The following is an 18,435-nucleotide window of genomic DNA, read 5'->3' as shown; positions in this document are numbered from 1 at the left end:
GATTACTCGTAAAAGTCTACAGCGAGTAAGTCCTCTCCTGCATTAATATTTCCATCACCTACGCGACGAAGCTTCTGATTGCTCTTAAGCTCAGTGCAAAGAACTGGTGTAGCGATTGATGGTGCATTCTTAGAAATGAAATCTAAGTCAGCCTCCATAAGAACATCACCCTTCTTTACCTTCTGACCATTTGTTACATGAACATTAAAGCCTTCACCCTTAAGCTTAACTGTATCAATACCGAAGTGAAGAAGCATAGCTACATCATCATCTGTCTTGAAACCGATTGCGTGCTTTGTATCAAATACAAATACAACTGTACCATCAGCAGGTGCAACAACCTTTCCATCATTTGGAGTTACAACTGCACCGTCGCCCATCATCTTCTGAGCGAAAACATCGTCTGGAGTCTCTGCTAAGTCAGCAGCAACACCTGTGATTGGGCTACCAAGGATAACTGTCTTAACAACCTTACCTGTTGGCTCGTTTGTTGCCTCAGCCTTAACTTCCTCAGCTACAGCCTCATTTGCTCCATTATACTCAACATTAGGAGCTGTCTCAAGATAATCTTCAAGGTTAGCCTTGATGATTGTTACGTGTGGTCCATAAATAACCTGAACACCGTTACCCTTGTGAACTACACCAGAAGCACCAGTTGCCTTAAGCATAGCATCGTTAACGAGCTCAGACTTGTGAACAGTTACACGAAGTCTTGTTGCACAGCAGTCAACATCAGAGATGTTTGCCTTACCACCAAGACCGTTACAAATCTTCTCAGAAGTGTTGTCGTTCATAGACTCCTTCTTTGCGTTGTAGTCAGAACGTCTATAAAGCTTAACCTCTTCATCTGCATCTCTACCAGGAGTCTTAAGATCGAACTTCTTGATAAGGAATGTGAAAAGTAAATAGTAAACTACGAAGTAACCTGCACCAACAACTGGGATCCATACCCATGATGTCATAGCATTACCAGGAAGAATACCAAAGAGGATTAAGTCGATAAGACCACCTGAGAATGTCATACCAACACCAACACCTAAAATGTGCATAAGCATGTATGATGCACCTGCGAATACGCAGTGGATACCGTAAAGAGCTGGAGCTACGAATAAGAATGTGAACTCGATTGGCTCTGTGATACCTGTAAGCATTGATGTAAGAGCTGCAGAAAGGAGAAGACCTCCTACTTCCTTCTTCTTCTCAGGAAGTGCGCATCTGTACATAGCAAGAGCTGCACCTGGAAGACCAAGGATCATGAATGGGAACTTACCAGACATGAATCTTGTAGCTGATACTGCAAAGTGGTCAATTGTGTTCTGTGCACCAAGCTGTGCAAAGAAGATGTTCTGTGCACCTTCGATCATCTGACCGTTAACCTCGAGTGTACCACCGAGTGAAGTCTGCCAGAATGGAAGATAGAATACATGGTGAAGACCAAATGGAATAAGAAGTCTTTCCATGATACCGTAAATCCATGTTCCTGCATAACCGGACTCCATTACGAGACCACCAACAGCTGCGATACCCTGCTGAATGAATGGCCATACGAAGAACATTAAAATACCAACTGCTGTGTATACCAAACCAGAGATGATAGGAACGAATCTTGTACCACCGAAGAATGATAATACCTGTGGAAGCTGGATCTTATAATACTTATTGTGAAGAGCTGCTACACCAAGACCTACGATCATACCACCAAATACACCCATCTGTAATGAAGTGATACCGCAAACTGATGTTGTAGCACCATCAAGCATTGCCTCTGGACCGCCGTGAATTGTGATCATAGCGCCGATTGAAGCGTGCATGATTAAGAAAGCGATAGCTGCTGCTAAAGCTGCTACTTCCTTCTCCTTCTTTGCCATACCAATTGCAACACCGATAGCAAAGATGATTGGTAAGTTAGCGAATACAATGTTACCTGCCTCGTTCATAACAGTAAGGATAGCGTTTCCTACTGTACCTGGGCCTAAAACTGATGTGAGGTGGTATGTCTCAAGCATAGTTGTGTTTGTGAATGAACCACCGATTCCGAGAAGCAAACCTGCTACTGGAAGGATTGCGATTGGAAGCATGAATGAACGTCCAACTCGCTGCAATACTGCAAAAATTTTGTCTTTCATTTGTTTTTTCTCCTATACATTAAATTGTTTGTGTACTATGCGATTGGCTTCTACTCTGATGCATTTCTACATAATAAGTAAAATTTGTGTCTTTTTTATGCCTTTGATGGGAAAACATAAAAAAAGACACGAACCAACACATAAATACAAATAACTTATGCATAGTTCGTGCCTTGATTGGTTACAAGTTACACACTACGTATGATAACTTAGCAAAAGTAACCACCAATGTCAACACTTTTTTTAAAATTTTCGAAAACGTTTAAGAGAGCATATTTTCCATGTATTCATCTCCTACCGCTGAACACAACTTGCATGTATGTGCAACAATCCTTGAAAGTTCGTCTTTTTCCTCATCAAAACCCTCAAAAACTGTACCATTATAGGTGAGACCTACAGCTGATTTTACGTTTTTATATTTTATAGTTTTCATAGAAACTCGATCGTAAGTACCAAAAACCTGAATAGTTTTAAATATATGTTCCAAAGCTTTATAGTCCTTAGCTTCCACCAACTCTTCTATCTTTTTATATAAAACAGAATTTGTTGAATACTCATCCTCTGAATACTTATCAACAAAATCTAAAAAATTCTGTCCAAGGCTTATTACGAATGAGGCTTCTTTATTTCCACCAATTTGGTGTTGTAACATTCCAAGCTTTCTACGTGTACGAATTGTAATCATGATACGGCTCCTGTAAAACGTTATAAATAAACTATCATTTGCAAAACCTCAGACATAATATAACATTTCATTTAGGGTGTCAACCGTTTTTTGTTTTATATTTTCATGACTTCTTGCTGGAAAAACAAGAATCTATACATTATTCTATCACTTAGATATACCAATAAAAATAGGTTATACTAATAAAAAAATAAAGGAATAAAACTTATGACCTACATTTCCCTTTCAGATTATCTTAAGGATAAATATAACACAAAAGTATATAAACTATCTCTCACCAGCGGTTGCACCTGTCCTAATCGTGATGGCACCATCAGCACAGGAGGATGTATCTTCTGCTCTGAAGGAGGTTCAGGAGATTTCGCTACCTCAGGAAGTATAGAAAATCAAATCTCTGACGCTAAAAAAAGAGTCGATAATAAAATTTCCTCAAAGATACCTGCCTCGGAACGAAAATACATTGCCTATTTTCAATCCTTTACAAATACCTATGGAGATCAAGATAGACTTATGACAATGTTTTCCAAGGTTTTGGAATATCCAGAGATTGTAGGTTTATCTATTGGGACAAGGCCGGATTGTCTCACAGATGATATGATTAGCTTTCTTTCTAATGTAAATAAACATAAAGAGGTTTGGGTGGAGCTAGGCCTTCAAACTATAAATGAAGATACTGCCACATATATTAATCGAGGCTATAAGCTAAGCGTCTTTGAAGATACTTACAAGCGTTTGACTGACGCTGGTCTTAAGGTGGTAGTTCACGTGATACTTGGTCTACCTGGGGAATCAGAAGAAGATATGCTTGGTACAGTAGCCTATCTTTCCAAGCTTACTCCTACCCTATTTGGAGTTAAGCTCCAGCTTCTTCATGTGTTGGAAGGAACCAAGCTTGCTGAAATATATAAGAATGAACCCTTTCATATATATGAGCTGGAGGAATACTGTCAGCTTGTCTGTAAATGCCTAAAGCTTCTTCCAAAGGAAACTGTCATCCACCGTCTTACGGGAGATGGACCAAAAAAGCTTCTTATTGCACCACTTTGGAGCGGGAATAAGAAGCTTGTTATGAATACAATGCGAAAATATATAATTAACTATCAATAATATCCTATAATAAATCCTCGAGGGCTGACAACAGCCCTTCGTTTTCGTTATGCTGCTTTACAGCGATTCTGTAGAAGCCTTTTTCCAAACCGTAATAATCAGAACAATCCCTAATTAAAATACTGTATTCTAAAAGGGCCTCCTTTAAAGCATAATTATTACATTTGAACAGAATAAAGTTTGCATCAGATCCGTATACCTTTGCTCCTAGCTTTTTCAAACCTTCCTTCAAAAATTTACGTTCCTCATATATCAGCTTATTAGATTCCTCAACATAGTCTTTATGCTTCAGACACTCAGCGCCAGCCATCTGGGCAAATATTGAAACATTCCATTCTGGAAGATGCCCCTTTAACCCGTCTGCAATAGACTTCTTTGAACAGACAGCATAACCTAATCTCACACCTGGTATAGCATAGGTCTTTGTAAAAGCTCTAAGAACAATCAGTTTTTTGTACTTGTGAATATTTCTGATCAGAGAATATTCATTATCCCTGCCAGTAAGAGGCAAGAAACATTCATCAACAACAAGAGTGGTATCCACCTTTTCACAAACCTCAATAATATCAAGGAGCAAATCCCCATCAATTAACTTTCCATTTGGATTGTTAGGATTTGTTAAAAATACAAGGTCTGGTCTTTCCACCTGTATCTTTTCTACAAAATCATGATGAAGCTCAAAATCATTTTCTTCCAATAATAAATGTGTAAAAATCTTACACTTTGGCATAGCCCCTCTCAAGCATGTTTCATAACCTGAAAAGCAAGGGGATAATATAAGTGCTTTTTTAGGAGCAATACTATGACAAATAGCCATTATCAACTCTGATGCACCATTGCCATAAACAATGTTATCTTCATGAACATCAAAAAGCTCAGCTGTCTCTTTGATTAAGCTTTCATGAGTAATATCTGGATATTTATTTGCGTGAAGAGCCGCTTCAGTAAGAACCCATTGAACCTCTGAAGGAACCCCTAAAGGATTCAGGTTTACCGAAAAATCGAATCTTATACTGTTTCTATAGATGTCTCCACCATGCATGTCACACTACCTCACAAATAAAATAATCGCCATAATAGTGACAGATAAAACCACACATATAGCTTCTGTTGCAAACATCATTATGTTTGCTTTTTTTATATCATCAATAGATATTCCCCTGATAGAATCTCCAATATATTTCTTATTTACAACCTTTCCGAAATAGCTGGCTGGTCCAGCCAATCTAAGACCTAAGGCTCCGGCACAAACGCTTTCTGTTTGGGCTGAATTTGGACTAGAATGATTAAACCTATCTCTTTTAAAAATCCTTACTGCATTTATAAAGCTATAATCCCTTCCAAGGAAAATACAGCTGACTATCATAAAAATAGCGCTAAGTCTTGCTGGAATGAAATTGACAACATCATCAAGCTTGGCTGCTGCCCTTCCAAAATCCATATATTTATCATTTTTGTAGCCTACCATGGAGTCCATAGTATTAATTGCTTTGTAAGTAATACCAAGAACCGGCCCACCTATTGCAAGATATATAAGAGGAGCAATTACCCCGTCTGAGGTGTTTTCGGCCACAGTCTCCACAGCTGCCTTAATAACTCCATTTTCATCCAGGCTATTAGTATCTCTTCCTACTATCATAGATACAGCTTTGCGTCCTGCTAACAGGCCTTCCGAAGAAAGGGCCTTTGCCACCTTCATACTTTCAACATACAAGCTTTTGGCTGCAAGACACTGATAAGTAATTACTGATTCAATTATAAGTCCTAAAAATGGATTTAATGTGTAGGTTAACTTAAGAATAAGAAAACAAATCAAAGTTGGTATTAATATCACAAGGATTACCATAATTAACCCGTATCTTCTTTTTCTTTTAGACAAGGTCTCCACACTGAGATTTCTTTCGGCCAACTTGAGAAAATCTTCTGTGAATCTTCCTATTAAAACCCCAATAAATCTGATGGGATGAGGCCAACCAATTGGATCACCTAAGAAAAGATCTAGAATGTAACCTGCCAAAAATGCCGTCATGTGATAAATCAAAAGTATATCCCTCGCTGTTTTCTACATGATAAGAATAATAGTCTCCCCCAAAGTAATGGCTTAAAATAGCCATTATTGTTCCGCCATGAACAATTACTGATATATTTTTCGCTTCTCCTATTTTGGTAAGAAGCTCTTCAAAGCCCTTTATAGCTCTGACTGTAGCCTCATCTCTGCTTTCCCCCTGTGGGAAAGGAATGGTTCCACCACAATCAATAAATCGCTGATAGTCTGGATTGCCTTCAAGATCCTGATAGTTTTTCCCCTCGAATAGACCAAAGTCAGTCTCTCTCAAATCATCTATGATTACCGGGGTAAGATTCGGATAAATCAGCTTCGCCGTGAAAACACATCTTTGCAAGGGACTGGAAAAAACTATATCCGCCTCAGGGTATGCTCTAAGAAGTATGGACTTTTCACCTTTTTCGCTAAGGGGCTCATCTGTAATTCCTATGTAGCATTTTCTATCATTTCCCGGACAACAGCCATGACGAATAAGAGTAATCCTTCGTTCCATTATTTTATCCTCTGCCCAATGCCGCAAACCACCTTGTGAACCTCTGTAGCTTCTCTGGCTAAGCTAATTAAAATACGACCTGTAACCTCTCGCCACTGTCGGTCAAAAGCATCATAAGGAACCACACCATTTCCTATTTCATCAGAAATGATAATCCACTGGCCTTCAGAAATCACATCCTTAATCTCTGCCAAAATTTCATCCTGACTTTTTAAATCCTCAAGTCTCTTCTTAATAAAGGTATGAAGATTATTGAAGTATTTTGCATTAGGGAAATTTTGTCTGGCATATTCTGTTTTTCCTTGGTAGCTTCCGCCAACAATAAGAATCATGTTACACCTCAAATAAATATTGAAAGAATTGCTATGCAAACTGCCATGTAGACCTCTGCTTTGCATACAAACCAGCCAGCTAAATCTCCGGTGATTCCTCCGAATTTGGAGTATGCAGTATAGATATACTGAATCACGGCTATAGCAAGACCAACCATAGATATGGTCCAATACCAATCGTAGACGCCTCCAGCATATACTGCACAAGCAATAAACTGAAGCATCAGAAAGAACATTACAAGCTTTTCGCTTGCTGTCTTAGAGGATACAAAAAGTATCCCATCGTTCTTTGCTTTTTTATAATTCACAACACAAATGCCGCTAATGGCTCTAGTAGCAAAAAATGAAAAACACCAGGCTATAATTCCTGCAAGATCCATGATATAAAGAGCTGCGGCAAGTATTAATCCATGTGTGACTAATCGAATTATTGCAAAGGCTCCCACATGAGAATCTTTAAGGATTTCTAATCGCTTTTCCTTATCTCCCAAGGATGCAAGGGCATCACTGGTGTCCATAAATCCGTCTATATGAAAGCCACCAGTCACAATAATAGGAATAGCCATGGCTACTAAAACAAAAGGCATACGATCAATGGACACATCATAAGGAAGATTAAAAGGTAGATTAACGACCAAATAATACCAGCCATACTCCAGTGCACCTATTACTGCTCCCACCCAAGGGAAAAATATCAAATGATATTTCATATCCTTACTGTCCCAGTTGAACCGTGGCATTGGAATTCTAGAATACATTGAAAAAGCAACCACTATTGATTTAAGTACAGTCATTATCTCTCCTTATCCTTTGATAACTATTGGTATACCAACAGTCACCTCAACTACCTTGTTAGCCCTTAACGCCAATTGAGAATTAATGGCCCCCAGGGCTCTAATATAGTCTTTTGTTTCAGCTTCATAGGCTATGCCATCATCAAAAATATTGTTGGTAACAATTACAAGCTCTGAAACCTTAGCCTCCAACTCCTGTATATCAGAAAGGATTTTGTTAACGCAGAAATCTAATTCCTGAGTAACTCCTCCTTTAAACATTTCGTTTGCCAGAAGATTTGACATACATTCCAAAAGCACAATATTGCTTTTATGATATGGATCCTCTGTAGAAAAATCCCCGGACTCTATCCTTTCAATATCACCTATGGCATTTTTCACATCAACAGGATGCTCCAGGGTAATAAAGCGCTTCCCAGACCTAAGCTTTCTGTGACGCTTTATTCTTGCCTTGGATTCCTCATCCTGAGAGGACATTGTAGCTAAATAATATCGGTAGTTGTATTTCGAGTTGCAGACCAGCCCTTCTGCATAGGCTGATTTGCCGCTACTGGTTCCACCATAAATTATAGTAATCATCTAATTAAATCTTTCGTACTGTTCTACTTCTGAGTCTTGGAACTTCAGAGCATTGTGAAAAACATCATCTGCCGTCTGAAGCAAATGTGCCATCATCGCAGCCCCAGCTCCCTCTCCTACTGCCATCTTTCCATCAATAACTGGCTGAATCGAAAGCTTCTTAGCCAGCTTTTCAGATACTGGCTCCTTACTGATGTGAGAAGGAATAAGATAATCCTTAGCATTATCAATCAGTCTATCTGCCACCAAAGCCGAAACCATACTAAGCATTCCATCAAGAATAACAGGCAGCTTGTAAAGACCTGCGCCTATAACGATACCTGTCATTGCCGCCAGCTCTAAACCTCCAAAATTGCTGCATATTTCTACAGGAGAAAGCCCGCTGTATTTTGAAAGTGCCATAGATACAACTGCACGCTTTCTGCTGAAGCCCTCATCATCAAGACCTGCCCCTCGACCTGTGACAGTCTCGGCATTTAAATCCAGAAGGTATCCTGCCATTACAGCAGCACTGGTGGTATTTCCTATACCCATCTCTCCCACCAGCAGACAGTTAAAGCCATCATCTTTACTATCCTTTACAAGATCCATTCCCACTTGAACAGCCCTTGAAAATTCTTCTACTGACATTGCAGGATGCTTCAGGAAATTACAGGTTCCATACTTTACTCTGCGATTTAAAGTGTAAGGAACCTCCTTAGCATAATTAATTCCAACATCAACTGAAAGGATATCTATACCTGCGCTTTTAGCCATGATACCTGCTGTGGTAACACCTTTTCCGATGTTGGTTGCACAAATACGGGTAACATCCTGATCTGTTTGACTAACACCTTCTTCAACAATACCATGATCACCACAACATACAATAAGACGCATGTGTGATAAGTCCGGTGCTTCAAACCCCTGAATGGCAGCAATCTTTGAATGCAAATCCTCCAAAGTGCCAAAGCTTCCTATAGGCTTGGCCACCTTATCCCATTTCGCCTTCACAGCCTCAATAGCCTCTTTTGATACAGGCTCTATAGTAAGCTTATTTTCAAGTACATCATCAAATAAAAATCTATTGTCCCCCATATTCTTTCATAACCTCCACAAATGAATTAACAAAGCCCGGATTGGATGGATAGTAAAGATGTGGAAAGCCCATATAGGATTGTCCTATTTTATGAATGCATTCCCAGCTTTTACTTCCAGTAGGTTTTACAGCAATAAGATCTGAGCCATTATTGTCTGTGTCATAATAATGGAACTCATGTCCTTTAATTTGCATTTCACCATCATGTAAGGTTACATATCCAAATCTTACAAGCTTTCCTACAAAACGAGCTGCACCCGAGATTGCTCCAACCATATCGTATTTACGATTCTCGTTATCAGTGATGGAATCCATAAGGTACATGAAGCCACCACATTCCGCAAGGATTGGCATGCCTGATTGAAAGGCTTTCTTTATTTCTAACTTAATAGAATTGTTTAAAGAAAGCTCCTTTAAAAAGTTTTCAGGATAGCCTCCTCCCAACAAAATTCCTTGTATGCCCGTTGGTAGATGAGCATCTTTTATTGGAGAAAACTCTACCAGTTCTACACCGGCCTCCATAAGCATTTCTAAGTTTTCTCTGTAATAGAAACAAAAAGCTTCATCCCTTGCCACAGCAAGCCTTGTACTAACCTCTGGATACGCCTTATTCTTATCTTCTATTATATCTAATTTAAAGGCAGATTCGGCAATTTTTTTAATTGAGAAAATATCAACATTTTGAAGAATGCTTTCAGCAATTCTAACGATTCTTTCGTTTATAGAATGTATCTCATAAGGAAGAATTAAACCAAGATGTCGACTACTAAAATCAGCATCTACAGACTGAGGAACTGCCCCAAGATATTTAACCCTAAGCTCCTTTTCAATTAAAGCTCCTAGTTTTTTTCCAAAGGCTGCACTTGTTCGATTCAGAATAACCCCCTGGATTAGATGATACTTGTCATAATCAAGAAAGCCTCTAATCTCACTAAGAATTGAACGACCAGCTCCTTTTCCGTCTATAACCAGAATAATTGGGCATGACAAAGCCCTGGCTAAGTCATAGCTAGAGCCTGTTTCTTCTGTGCCACCTATTCCATCATAAAGGCCCATTACTCCTTCAATCACCGCAATATTTCCAGAATATTCCTTAGCAAAAAGAGACCTTGTAGTTGTATCATCTGTAAAAAAAGTATCAAGATTACCAGAAGGAATCCCTAAGACAGTTCTATGAAACATAGGATCAATATAATCTGGTCCACACTTAAAGCTGCATGGATTCATCCCACTAGCTTTTAAGGCTGCTAACAAGCCACATGTAATTGTAGTTTTTCCAGTGCCGCTTTTTGGCGCGGCTATCATTATTCTTTTCATAACTTAAATGAGACAATATAAACTGGATTCTGTCCCTGCATTACGCTATAATCTCCAGCTTTCTTTGCCTTTGCCACTCCCACTTGAACTATATCTGCATCCTTTATTTGATGCTTTTTTAGAACATTAAATATTTCTGTACTTGTTTCTATTGTAACAGAATTAATTACAACTCTTATATCATTATCTAATGCTTTTAAGGCACCGATTATTTCTTCTAAACGCCCTGCGCTTCCGCCAATAAAAACATGTGTCGGAACAGGTAGGCCTTCTAAAGCATCAGGTGCTGTACCTTCAATTACCTTAACATTGTTTAGGTTGAATTTTGCTAGGTTTTTGCGAATCAATGAACAAGCCTCTGACTTCAGCTCTATAGCATATACAGATATGCTTGCATCAAGAAGTCCCAGCTCCACTGTTACAGAACCTGTTCCACTACCTATATCGTAAATCACAGAATTCTTTTTTGGCCTGAGCTTACAAATAGATAGCTCACGGATTTCTTCCTTCGACATAGGAACCTGCTCACGTATAAACATATCATCTGATAAGCCAGGTGCACATGGTTTTGAATTCGCATTTACGTTTTTTATAAATAGGGTGCACAGGCCCTCCTCATTAAAGGATGAGCATTTTTCCGGTCCCATAGTAATTATCTTTTCATTTGAATAAAGGTTTACGGCTGCGTATATTTGAAGCTTATACTGATTCTTCTGAGAAAGCTCCATAAGCATTTCGCCAATTGTTCTCACATCTGCAACACCTGAAGTAAGAACAAACACCTTTTCATTAAAACTAACAGCCTCTATTAATTCTGGCTTCCACTTGCTTTCCTCCACACCATGGGTGCTTATTATTTTTCCATCCTGCCAGCTTTCATTTACTTTTGCAGCAAGTGCGCTGATTGATGATATGCCAGGTAAAACCTTTACAGAGCAAAAACTAAGCTTTTCAATTTCTGCCAAAAGACGTTTTGTTCCGCTATAAAAGCCAGTATCTCCTGAAAATAAAACAACTACCTTCTTTTGGCCAAACTTAATCTCGTCAGCCAGCTGTTCAAGAACAGGAACTATATCCTTTGCTAAATAATAAGGGTATTTTTTACAATTTCTATCTATACCCACAAGCATTCTTGAGGCGCCGAAAATATAATCAGCCTGATTTATGGCGGTTTGAACCTCGCTGGTGATACTTCCAAAGCCCATACCAAATCCTGCTAAGGTAACTGCCAGCTTTTTATCTGGAGTAATATCGTTTGTGTCCTCTTTAACACCAAATAGATCAAACAATGCAGCCTTAACCTGAGAGAAATTCATAGCTTGCATTTTTTCCTCTGGACGTTTTAGGATAAAAACTTTTACCCCCAGTTTATTGGCAGCCACAATCCGCTCCCTCTCTCCGCTGGATTTGCCGCCTTCCTTCATAACAAGAACCTGAGCTTCACATTCCTTAAGAAATGCCAAGTTCATGCCAGCAGTAAATGGTCCTTGCATGGCAATAATCTGATTTCCCTTAAGACCATTGTCGTAGCAAATCTTAAGGCTTTCTTCGCTTGGGATAACCCTTGCTACAACACGCTCCCTAAGTGCTTCATCCTCACAAAAGGCCTTTAGCTCTTTACTACCAGTTGTAAGAAAAACCCTTCCGCTGGTATTTTTCAATGCCCTAATGCATTCCTCTATATCATTAAAGAAATAGCAATTGCTAAGATCCAAGCCTTCCTCCTCGTCACGTGCAAGTCTGAAAAAGGAAACCTCTTTATCATAAGCAAAGATGCTGTTAGCAATTTCTTCTTTTACTATTTCTGCAAAAGGGTGGGTTGCATCTACAATTGCATCTGGCTCCTGCTGCTGATAGAGCTCTGTCATAGCAGAAGCATCCATTCTTCCCTCATGTATTCGCAGATAATCTGACTCCATCACCGGTTGCTTACCATACTCGGTGGCAACGCAATAAATGCAGGAAATCTTAGCCTTAACTAAAAGCTCTGCTAAACGTCTTCCTTCAGTTGTTCCACCAAAAATAATTACTTTTTTCATAGTGCATATCCTCTAGGTGTAACTAATCTGTTGTTTATAATTTTCGCATTTGAGTTTCCAATGAATACTGTAGTGAACATATTCACCTTTGTATCACGCAATTCCTTTAAGGTGCATACCGTTGCGGTTTCTCCCTCTCGACCAATGTTTTCCACGTAACCGCAGGCTCTATCCTCCTTTGCCCCAGCCGCCATCATAATGTCACAGGCCTTCTGTAAATAATCGTGACGTTTATGGCTGCTAGGATTGTATAAAGCAATGGCAAAATCACCTTTAATAGCACAGGCTAAACGATTTTCAATAGCCGGCCAAGGGGTGAGCAAATCACTAAGACTTATAAGACAAAAATCATGATTAATAGGTGCTCCCAAAACTGCCGCTCCAGAAATTGCTGCAGTTACTCCTGGGATTACAGTAATGCTGTCCTCAGAAATATCAGGATTCGTATTTACGTATTCTGGTAACAACTCAAACATAGGAGCCGCCATTCCATAAACTCCGGCATCACCACTGCAAATAAAGGCAACTTCTTTACCTTGAATTGCAAAATCGTAACAAGCTCTGCATCTTTCAATTTCCTGCCTCATAGGAGTGGTGAAAAACTCCTTGTCTGGGAAATGCACCTTCACTAAATCTATATAAACTGTATACCCAACAATAATGTCAGCCTTATCCATGGCCTCATAGGCCTCATTGGTCATCATGGTTCTATCACCAGGTCCCATGCCAACTATATAAATATGTCCTGCCATATTATCTCCTACCAAACATAATAAATCTTGGTTCGCTTTGCTGCCGCCAAGGTAATGCCATCCTTAGCGACTTTATTCTTAACTAACAGGCCCTCATCTCCTGCTAAAAGAAGAGCTGACCTCTCACATACATTTCCAACGCCAACCTTGTCCTTAACAAAAGAGGATTCCTCAAATTCTCCTTCAACCAGTTGTAACTCTTCAGCTGAAAAAGTAACAAAGGGCACTCCATAAAACTCTGCCAGTTTTATAAGTCCAAGCTCCTCTGCCTTAACATCGATAGATGCAATCGCGTATAAGTTTTCATTAAGTTCCTCATCAGAGTAAACCGTATTTACCAAGTCTTTTAGTTCTTGAAAGTCTTTTCCTTTTTTACAACCAATTCCTAGAATTAATCTTTTTGGAATAAGTCTAAGGCCTTCGATAATAATATCATCATCGGTTTGCTTGATATCAAGATTTTCTCCCTTAAGAGCTTTGGCAGATACCTGCTTAATCAAGCTTTTGTCAGTAATTGTCAGGCCATTTTTCTTTGCAAAAACATCTACCGCAAATACGTTATTAAGATCTGTGGCCGTGGTAATAACTGGATTTGCTCCAAGGTTTTTAGCTATAAGTCTAGCAAGTTCGTTTGCGCCACCATAATGGCCCGATAAAATAGGAATAACATTCTTTCCCAATTCATCAATAACAATTACTGGACTATCCTTTAGCTTACTTGTAACAAAAGGCGCAATTGTCCGGACTGCTATACCTGTGGAGCCAATAAAAATCAAAGGTAAATGCATTTCGAAGGTATCCTTAGTCCAGTCAGCCAAGGAAATATCCTCAGGCTTCCCCTCCACATAGAAATATTCTTTCAGCCTATCCGCTATTCTGTTTCCATTATCAGTAAAATATACCGCTCTAATTAAAATCATGTTTATCCTAGGCTTCCCCTTGAGGTGTTATTATCTATTGAGGCGTTGCCTTTCTAAATCCCGTCTCAAACTCTGGATCATACAACTTACTTAAAGAATAATTAGACTTTGCTATCACATCTCCCACAAGAATAACAGCAAGATTTGTAATATTTTTAGCCTTTGCTGTATTTGCCAAGGTACCCACCGTACAAATATACTTTTCTTCCTCAGGCCAGGTTGCCTTGTACACAATGGCTGCTGGTGTATTTTTAGAATATCCACCCTTTAATAGTCTCTCCTGAAGCTCCTCCAACATTCCAGCACTTAAATAAATAGCCATTGATGCCCCGTGACTGGCAAAGCTTTCAATAGACTCCTTTGGTGGAACTGCTGTCCTTCCCTCCATTCGAGTAATAATCAGAGACTGACTTACATCTGGCAAGGTGTATTCTAGGTTTAGACTAGCCGCCGCTCCAAAGCAAGCGCTAACCCCAGGGCAGCTTTCATAGGCAATTCCCTGTTCCTCTAGTCGCTGCATCTGCTCCTGAACAGCTCCATAAATACTAGGCTCTCCTGTGTGAAGTCTAACAACCGTCTTTCCTTCTTTATCTGCAGCGATCATAACCTCCAAAACTTCATCTAGGGTCATGGTGGCACTGTTGTAAATCTGGCAACCTTCCTTTGCGTAATTTAGAAGCTCTGGATTTACCAGGGAACCTGCATAAATCATCACATCCGCAAGCCCAATTAATTTCATTCCTCTAACTGTTATCAAATCGGCAGCACCGCAGCCTGCCCCAACAAAATAAACCATTCTAACTCCTTTTGAAGGCTTCTCCGGCCCCCTCAGTCTCAGCCAATATTCCGAATTCATTGCTATAAAGAACACACTCAAACTTTATTCTTCCCTGTGCTCTAAAGTTCAAATAAAAGATAATCTTTTCCAAAACTATCTTCATAGTCTCCTCAAGCAAGCCTTTTTCTTTAATCATCCTTAAGGCTTCCTCTGTGTTAAGGCACTCTAAAACTGCTCTGGCTATATCAGCATCTGCTCCTGCTCTCAAAGCGCAGCTTGAAAGGATTTCCATTCTGGCATCTGCCTCGTGGGAGTGGGTGTTCATAATTCCTCCAGCTACCTTAACCAGCTTTCCTATGTGCCCTGTTAAAACCATGGTTTCAAATCCAAGTTCACAAGCCATATCCACAGTCTCACCAATAAAGTTTGAACACTTTACACTTTTATCCAAATCATAATCAAACTGTTCCTTCATAAACTTTAGGCCATAGTTTCCCGGAGAGACAAAAGCAATATTATTTCCTAATGACTTTTTTTGATTTAGCTCCACTCGGATTGTATCAACAAGAGCCTTGTTACTCATAGGCTCAACAATTCCAGTTGTACCAAGGATTGAAATGCCACCAGTAATTCCAAGTCTAGGGTTGAATGTATGCTCAGCAATCTTCTCACCCTCAGGCACAGAAATCTCCACTAGAAGCTTTCCTTTAAAATCCAACAGATGGCAAACCTCCAGCACCTCTTTTTCAATCATAGACCGTGGAACACTGTTTATAGCTGCATTTCCCACCGGCTGATCAAGACCTGGCAGAGTCACTCTTCCAACACCCTTTCCACCATCGATTTCAATCACCGGCTCCAAGAAGGCATCTTCCTCTCCCTCAGCCCTTACAGTCACTGTAGCCTTAACATGTGCCCCTGTGGTAACATCCGGATCATCTCCACCATCCTTTATCACTGCACAGCTAACGCTGCCTTCATCTCTTACGATATCCACCAGCTCAGCCTTAAACATCACGCCTGCCGGAGTCTCTATCTCTATTTGATTTTTCTCTTTTCCAGAAAGCAGCATATAGGCGGCTGCCTTTGCAGCCGCAGCACTGCAGCTCCCCGTAGTAAATCCTTTTTTCATAGGCTGTATATAAGTGCATTGCATATTGCGGCTGCAATATTGCTGCCGCCCTTGCGTCCTTCATTTATTATGTAAGGTATCTTCGAATTTAAGAACAGCTCCTTTGCAGGAACTACATTTACAAAGCCAACTGGAACTCCAATTACAAACTCTGGCGTAAAGGTGCCTGCTTCCATCAGCTCGTAAAGAGATATAAGAGCCGTTGGGGCATTTCCAATTGCAAAAATCACTGGCTTGTTCAGCTTGGCAGCTCGTTCCATGGATACAGTAGCTCTGGTAACCTGGCGAGCCTTGGCCTCTGCTGCCACATCCTCATCGGCCATAAAGCAGTGAACCTGACCGCCGAAGCTTTCTAGCTTTTTCTTGTTGATGCCAGCCTTTGCCATGTTGGTGTCTGTAACAATGTCTGCTCCATTTCTAATAAGGTTATGGGCAATTTCTATTGCGTCCTTTGAATATCTCATGGTAGAGGCATAATCAAAATCTGCGCTGGTATGAATGACTCTTTTGGTAATAGGTTCCTGAATAGGATCAAGGACTATTCCCATTTCACTCAGCTCCTGACCAATGATTTCGAAGCTTCTTTTTTCAATTTCTGTTGGTAAGACGTACTCAATAGCATCCATAATAATTACACCTCATCACATGGGTCAAAAGGATGATTACTTTAGTAATCAACTTTTGTGCCCTAGTAAGCTATGCTTACATTACAGCTTCTCCTCAAGGAGAAGCCTTTAATAATCCATAAATATATTCCATATCAAGATTTTCTCGCAGCACAGCTGCCAGCTTGTCATATTCTTTTTCTTTGAATTCCTGATAATCAAAAGGTTCACTGTCAGCGAAAGCAACTCCCTTTGCCATAGCCAAACCTTCCACTATTCTGTAGGCAATATCTTCATTATCAAATATACCGTGGACATAGGTGCCTAGGATATTACCTTCCTGAACCAAAATAATATTTCCTTCATCATCCTGTTCCACAACAGAAGGACAGTTATCTCCAGAAATTATCGTATTTCCGTTATGAATCTCATAGCCTACAAAGTTAAGACCTGATAGGTTTTCATATGGTCCAGTCAAATCATCGAAGCAATCCTCTGTCTGACTACGATATTTCTGTCCATTCAGCTGTGTCTCAAGAGGCAATAATTCAAGACCTCTGATGGTTCCGCCTTCTTCCACTCCAAAAGGATCTGATATAGAACTTCCCATCATCTGGAAACCGCCACAAATACCTACAACAGGTTTTACCACTGATATCTTCCGAAGGGCTGCCTCCATTCCAGATTCTCTAAGCCATCTCATATCTCCAAGGGTATTTTTACTACCAGGGATAATCACAAGGTCTGCCTTTTCTAAATCCCTAGGATTAGTGGTGAAGGTAACCTTCACACCAGGAATACTTTCAAATGGTGCCACATCTGTAAAATTTGAGATGTGAGGAAGTCTGATAACCATAATCTGAATTAAATCAGGGCCAACTTCACTAATATTCCCATGACTATTAGATAATCTTTCACTAAGACTATCCTCATCATCAATCTGTAGCTGAGTATATGGAACTGTACCTACAACAGGCACCTTACCCATATCCTCAATCATGTCAATTCCTGAATCTAAAAGAGATTTATCCCCTCTAAATTTGTTTATAATAAGACCCTTTACTCGGTCTCTTTCATCAGTCTCTAAAAGTTCAAGGGTACCAAGTAGCTGTGCAAAAACACCACCCCTATCGATGTCTCCCACCAATAACACTGGAGCATCCACCAGCTTTGCCATACCCATATTTACAATATCATCGGCTTTAAGGTTTATTTCTGCAGGGGATCCAGCCCCTTCAATCACTATAATGTCTGCCCATTCCTCCAGCTTTCTAAAGGCTGTCATTATATCAGGGATTAGTTTCTTCTTGTAGGCAAAATAGTCCACTGCACTCATATTGCCCACTACTTCACCATTTACAATCACCTGGGAGCCCACATCATTTGTAGGCTTTAAAAGAATAGGGTTCATGTACACGCTCGGTGCCACCTTGGCACATTCAGCCTGCATAGCTTGAGCCCTTCCAAGCTCCAAACCATCTGCTGTTACAAAAGAATTAAGAGCCATATTCTGAGATTTAAAAGGTGCAACCTTATAGCCATCCTGGGAAAATATACGACACAAGCCTCCTACAATTAGACTCTTTCCAACGTTGGACATTGTGCCCTGTACCATAATAACTTTTGACAAAAT

Annotated in this window: 18 protein-coding genes; 1 reads left to right on the top strand and 17 read right to left on the bottom strand. The window is 39.9% G+C overall.

Translation table 11 applies throughout. The features are described from left to right. Nucleotides 1–2 precede the first annotated feature (2 nt). Complete coding sequence (locus tag BLR54_RS00805) at nucleotides 3–2,126, bottom strand: PTS sugar transporter subunit IIABC (protein ID WP_090416327.1); 2,124 nt, start codon at nucleotides 2,124–2,126, stop codon at nucleotides 3–5. Between the two features lie 262 nt (nucleotides 2,127–2,388). Further along, nucleotides 2,389–2,811 (bottom strand): hypothetical protein, encoded by a 423-nt coding sequence (locus tag BLR54_RS00800; RefSeq protein WP_090416326.1) that lies wholly within the window; start codon nucleotides 2,809–2,811, stop codon nucleotides 2,389–2,391. A gap of 207 nt (nucleotides 2,812–3,018) precedes the next feature. Between BLR54_RS00800 and BLR54_RS00795 the strand changes: the two genes are divergently transcribed. Further along, the gene (locus BLR54_RS00795) at nucleotides 3,019–3,918 is read left to right on the top strand and encodes a tRNA modification radical SAM protein MnmL/YtqA (protein ID WP_090416325.1); all 900 of its coding nucleotides are present in this window, start codon (nucleotides 3,019–3,021) and stop codon (nucleotides 3,916–3,918) included. Nucleotides 3,919–3,922: 4 nt separating this feature from the next. On the opposite strand, the gene BLR54_RS00790 is transcribed toward BLR54_RS00795, so the two are convergent. From BLR54_RS00790 to BLR54_RS00720, 15 genes are all read right to left on the bottom strand, one after another. Beyond that, nucleotides 3,923–4,960, bottom strand: a complete 1,038-nt coding sequence (locus BLR54_RS00790) for a pyridoxal phosphate-dependent aminotransferase (protein WP_090416324.1) — start codon at nucleotides 4,958–4,960, stop codon at nucleotides 3,923–3,925. 6 nt (nucleotides 4,961–4,966) lie between these two features. Further along, nucleotides 4,967–5,947 carry an adenosylcobinamide-phosphate synthase CbiB gene (cbiB, locus tag BLR54_RS00785; protein WP_242871173.1) on the bottom strand — a complete coding sequence of 327 codons (981 nt, stop codon included), beginning with the start codon at nucleotides 5,945–5,947 and terminating at the stop codon, nucleotides 4,967–4,969. Further along, nucleotides 5,901–6,476, bottom strand: a complete 576-nt coding sequence (locus tag BLR54_RS00780) for a histidine phosphatase family protein (protein WP_090416322.1) — start codon at nucleotides 6,474–6,476, stop codon at nucleotides 5,901–5,903. Before BLR54_RS00780 ends, cbiB begins: the two co-directional genes overlap by 47 nt. After that, on the bottom strand, nucleotides 6,476–6,808 hold the full coding sequence (locus BLR54_RS00775) for a bifunctional adenosylcobinamide kinase/adenosylcobinamide-phosphate guanylyltransferase (RefSeq protein ID WP_176761813.1): 333 nt from the start codon (nucleotides 6,806–6,808) through the stop codon (nucleotides 6,476–6,478). Before BLR54_RS00775 ends, BLR54_RS00780 begins: the two co-directional genes overlap by 1 nt. 8 nt (nucleotides 6,809–6,816) lie before the next feature. Then, on the bottom strand, nucleotides 6,817–7,602 hold the full coding sequence (locus BLR54_RS00770) for an adenosylcobinamide-GDP ribazoletransferase (protein ID WP_090416320.1): 786 nt from the start codon (nucleotides 7,600–7,602) through the stop codon (nucleotides 6,817–6,819). 9 nt (nucleotides 7,603–7,611) lie between these two features. Next, nucleotides 7,612–8,181: a bifunctional adenosylcobinamide kinase/adenosylcobinamide-phosphate guanylyltransferase gene (locus tag BLR54_RS00765; protein WP_090416319.1), complete on the bottom strand. Its 570-nt coding sequence runs from the start codon at nucleotides 8,179–8,181 to the stop codon at nucleotides 7,612–7,614. Further along, nucleotides 8,182–9,258 (bottom strand): nicotinate-nucleotide--dimethylbenzimidazole phosphoribosyltransferase, encoded by a 1,077-nt coding sequence (cobT, locus tag BLR54_RS00760; protein WP_090416318.1) that lies wholly within the window; start codon nucleotides 9,256–9,258, stop codon nucleotides 8,182–8,184. Then, nucleotides 9,245–10,576 (bottom strand): cobyrinate a,c-diamide synthase, encoded by a 1,332-nt coding sequence (locus BLR54_RS00755; protein ID WP_090416317.1) that lies wholly within the window; start codon nucleotides 10,574–10,576, stop codon nucleotides 9,245–9,247. Before BLR54_RS00755 ends, cobT begins: the two co-directional genes overlap by 14 nt. Further along, a complete protein-coding gene (gene cobK, locus BLR54_RS00750; protein WP_090416316.1) occupies nucleotides 10,573–12,615 on the bottom strand; it encodes a precorrin-6A reductase in 2,043 nt (680 codons plus the stop codon). Before cobK ends, BLR54_RS00755 begins: the two co-directional genes overlap by 4 nt. Beyond that, on the bottom strand, nucleotides 12,612–13,367 hold the full coding sequence (cobJ, locus tag BLR54_RS00745; RefSeq protein WP_090416315.1) for a precorrin-3B C(17)-methyltransferase: 756 nt from the start codon (nucleotides 13,365–13,367) through the stop codon (nucleotides 12,612–12,614). The genes cobK and cobJ overlap by 4 nt, the downstream gene beginning before the upstream one ends. A gap of 8 nt (nucleotides 13,368–13,375) precedes the next feature. Beyond that, nucleotides 13,376–14,287 carry a cobalt-precorrin 5A hydrolase gene (locus BLR54_RS00740; protein ID WP_090416314.1) on the bottom strand — a complete coding sequence of 304 codons (912 nt, stop codon included), beginning with the start codon at nucleotides 14,285–14,287 and terminating at the stop codon, nucleotides 13,376–13,378. 34 nt (nucleotides 14,288–14,321) lie between these two features. Beyond that, complete coding sequence (gene cobM, locus BLR54_RS00735) at nucleotides 14,322–15,083, bottom strand: precorrin-4 C(11)-methyltransferase (protein ID WP_090416313.1); 762 nt, start codon at nucleotides 15,081–15,083, stop codon at nucleotides 14,322–14,324. Between the two features lies 1 nt (nucleotide 15,084). Continuing rightward, nucleotides 15,085–16,197, bottom strand: a complete 1,113-nt coding sequence (gene cbiD / locus BLR54_RS00730) for a cobalt-precorrin-5B (C(1))-methyltransferase CbiD (RefSeq protein ID WP_090417249.1) — start codon at nucleotides 16,195–16,197, stop codon at nucleotides 15,085–15,087. Then, nucleotides 16,194–16,823 (bottom strand): precorrin-8X methylmutase, encoded by a 630-nt coding sequence (locus tag BLR54_RS00725; protein ID WP_090416312.1) that lies wholly within the window; start codon nucleotides 16,821–16,823, stop codon nucleotides 16,194–16,196. The genes cbiD and BLR54_RS00725 overlap by 4 nt, the downstream gene beginning before the upstream one ends. Before the next feature lie 94 nt (nucleotides 16,824–16,917). Beyond that, on the bottom strand, nucleotides 16,918–18,432 hold the full coding sequence (locus tag BLR54_RS00720) for a cobyric acid synthase (RefSeq protein WP_090416311.1): 1,515 nt from the start codon (nucleotides 18,430–18,432) through the stop codon (nucleotides 16,918–16,920). Nucleotides 18,433–18,435: the final 3 nt, after the last annotated feature.

This window comes from Pseudobutyrivibrio sp. YE44 (assembly GCF_900104335.1).
Lineage (GTDB): Bacteria > Bacillota > Clostridia > Lachnospirales > Lachnospiraceae > Pseudobutyrivibrio.
The sequence above is the reverse complement of the archived record's forward strand: the minus strand, read 5'-3'. Positions and strand labels throughout refer to the sequence as shown.

What these genes read in the sequence shown, in the direction of transcription:
- BLR54_RS00765 (WP_090416319.1), bottom strand. Translation starts at nt 8,181, where the DNA reads ATGATTACTATAATTTATGGTGGAACCAGTAGCGGCAAATCAGCCTAT.
- cobK (WP_090416316.1), bottom strand. Translation starts at nt 12,615, where the DNA reads ATGAAAAAAGTAATTATTTTTGGTGGAACAACTGAAGGAAGACGTTTA.
- cobJ (WP_090416315.1), bottom strand. Translation starts at nt 13,367, where the DNA reads ATGGCAGGACATATTTATATAGTTGGCATGGGACCTGGTGATAGAACC.
- BLR54_RS00800 (WP_090416326.1), bottom strand. Translation starts at nt 2,811, where the DNA reads ATGATTACAATTCGTACACGTAGAAAGCTTGGAATGTTACAACACCAA.
- BLR54_RS00790 (WP_090416324.1), bottom strand. Translation starts at nt 4,960, where the DNA reads ATGCATGGTGGAGACATCTATAGAAACAGTATAAGATTCGATTTTTCG.
- BLR54_RS00795 (WP_090416325.1), top strand. Translation starts at nt 3,019, where the DNA reads ATGACCTACATTTCCCTTTCAGATTATCTTAAGGATAAATATAACACA.
- BLR54_RS00780 (WP_090416322.1), bottom strand. Translation starts at nt 6,476, where the DNA reads ATGGAACGAAGGATTACTCTTATTCGTCATGGCTGTTGTCCGGGAAAT.
- cobT (WP_090416318.1), bottom strand. Translation starts at nt 9,258, where the DNA reads ATGGGGGACAATAGATTTTTATTTGATGATGTACTTGAAAATAAGCTT.
- BLR54_RS00775 (WP_176761813.1), bottom strand. Translation starts at nt 6,808, where the DNA reads ATGATTCTTATTGTTGGCGGAAGCTACCAAGGAAAAACAGAATATGCC.
- BLR54_RS00770 (WP_090416320.1), bottom strand. Translation starts at nt 7,602, where the DNA reads ATGACTGTACTTAAATCAATAGTGGTTGCTTTTTCAATGTATTCTAGA.
- cbiD (WP_090417249.1), bottom strand. Translation starts at nt 16,197, where the DNA reads ATGAAAAAAGGATTTACTACGGGGAGCTGCAGTGCTGCGGCTGCAAAG.
- BLR54_RS00805 (WP_090416327.1), bottom strand. Translation starts at nt 2,126, where the DNA reads ATGAAAGACAAAATTTTTGCAGTATTGCAGCGAGTTGGACGTTCATTC.
- BLR54_RS00725 (WP_090416312.1), bottom strand. Translation starts at nt 16,823, where the DNA reads ATGGATGCTATTGAGTACGTCTTACCAACAGAAATTGAAAAAAGAAGC.
- BLR54_RS00755 (WP_090416317.1), bottom strand. Translation starts at nt 10,576, where the DNA reads ATGAAAAGAATAATGATAGCCGCGCCAAAAAGCGGCACTGGAAAAACT.
- BLR54_RS00740 (WP_090416314.1), bottom strand. Translation starts at nt 14,287, where the DNA reads ATGATTTTAATTAGAGCGGTATATTTTACTGATAATGGAAACAGAATA.
- cbiB (WP_242871173.1), bottom strand. Translation starts at nt 5,947, where the DNA reads ATGACGGCATTTTTGGCAGGTTACATTCTAGATCTTTTCTTAGGTGAT.
- cobM (WP_090416313.1), bottom strand. Translation starts at nt 15,083, where the DNA reads ATGGTTTATTTTGTTGGGGCAGGCTGCGGTGCTGCCGATTTGATAACA.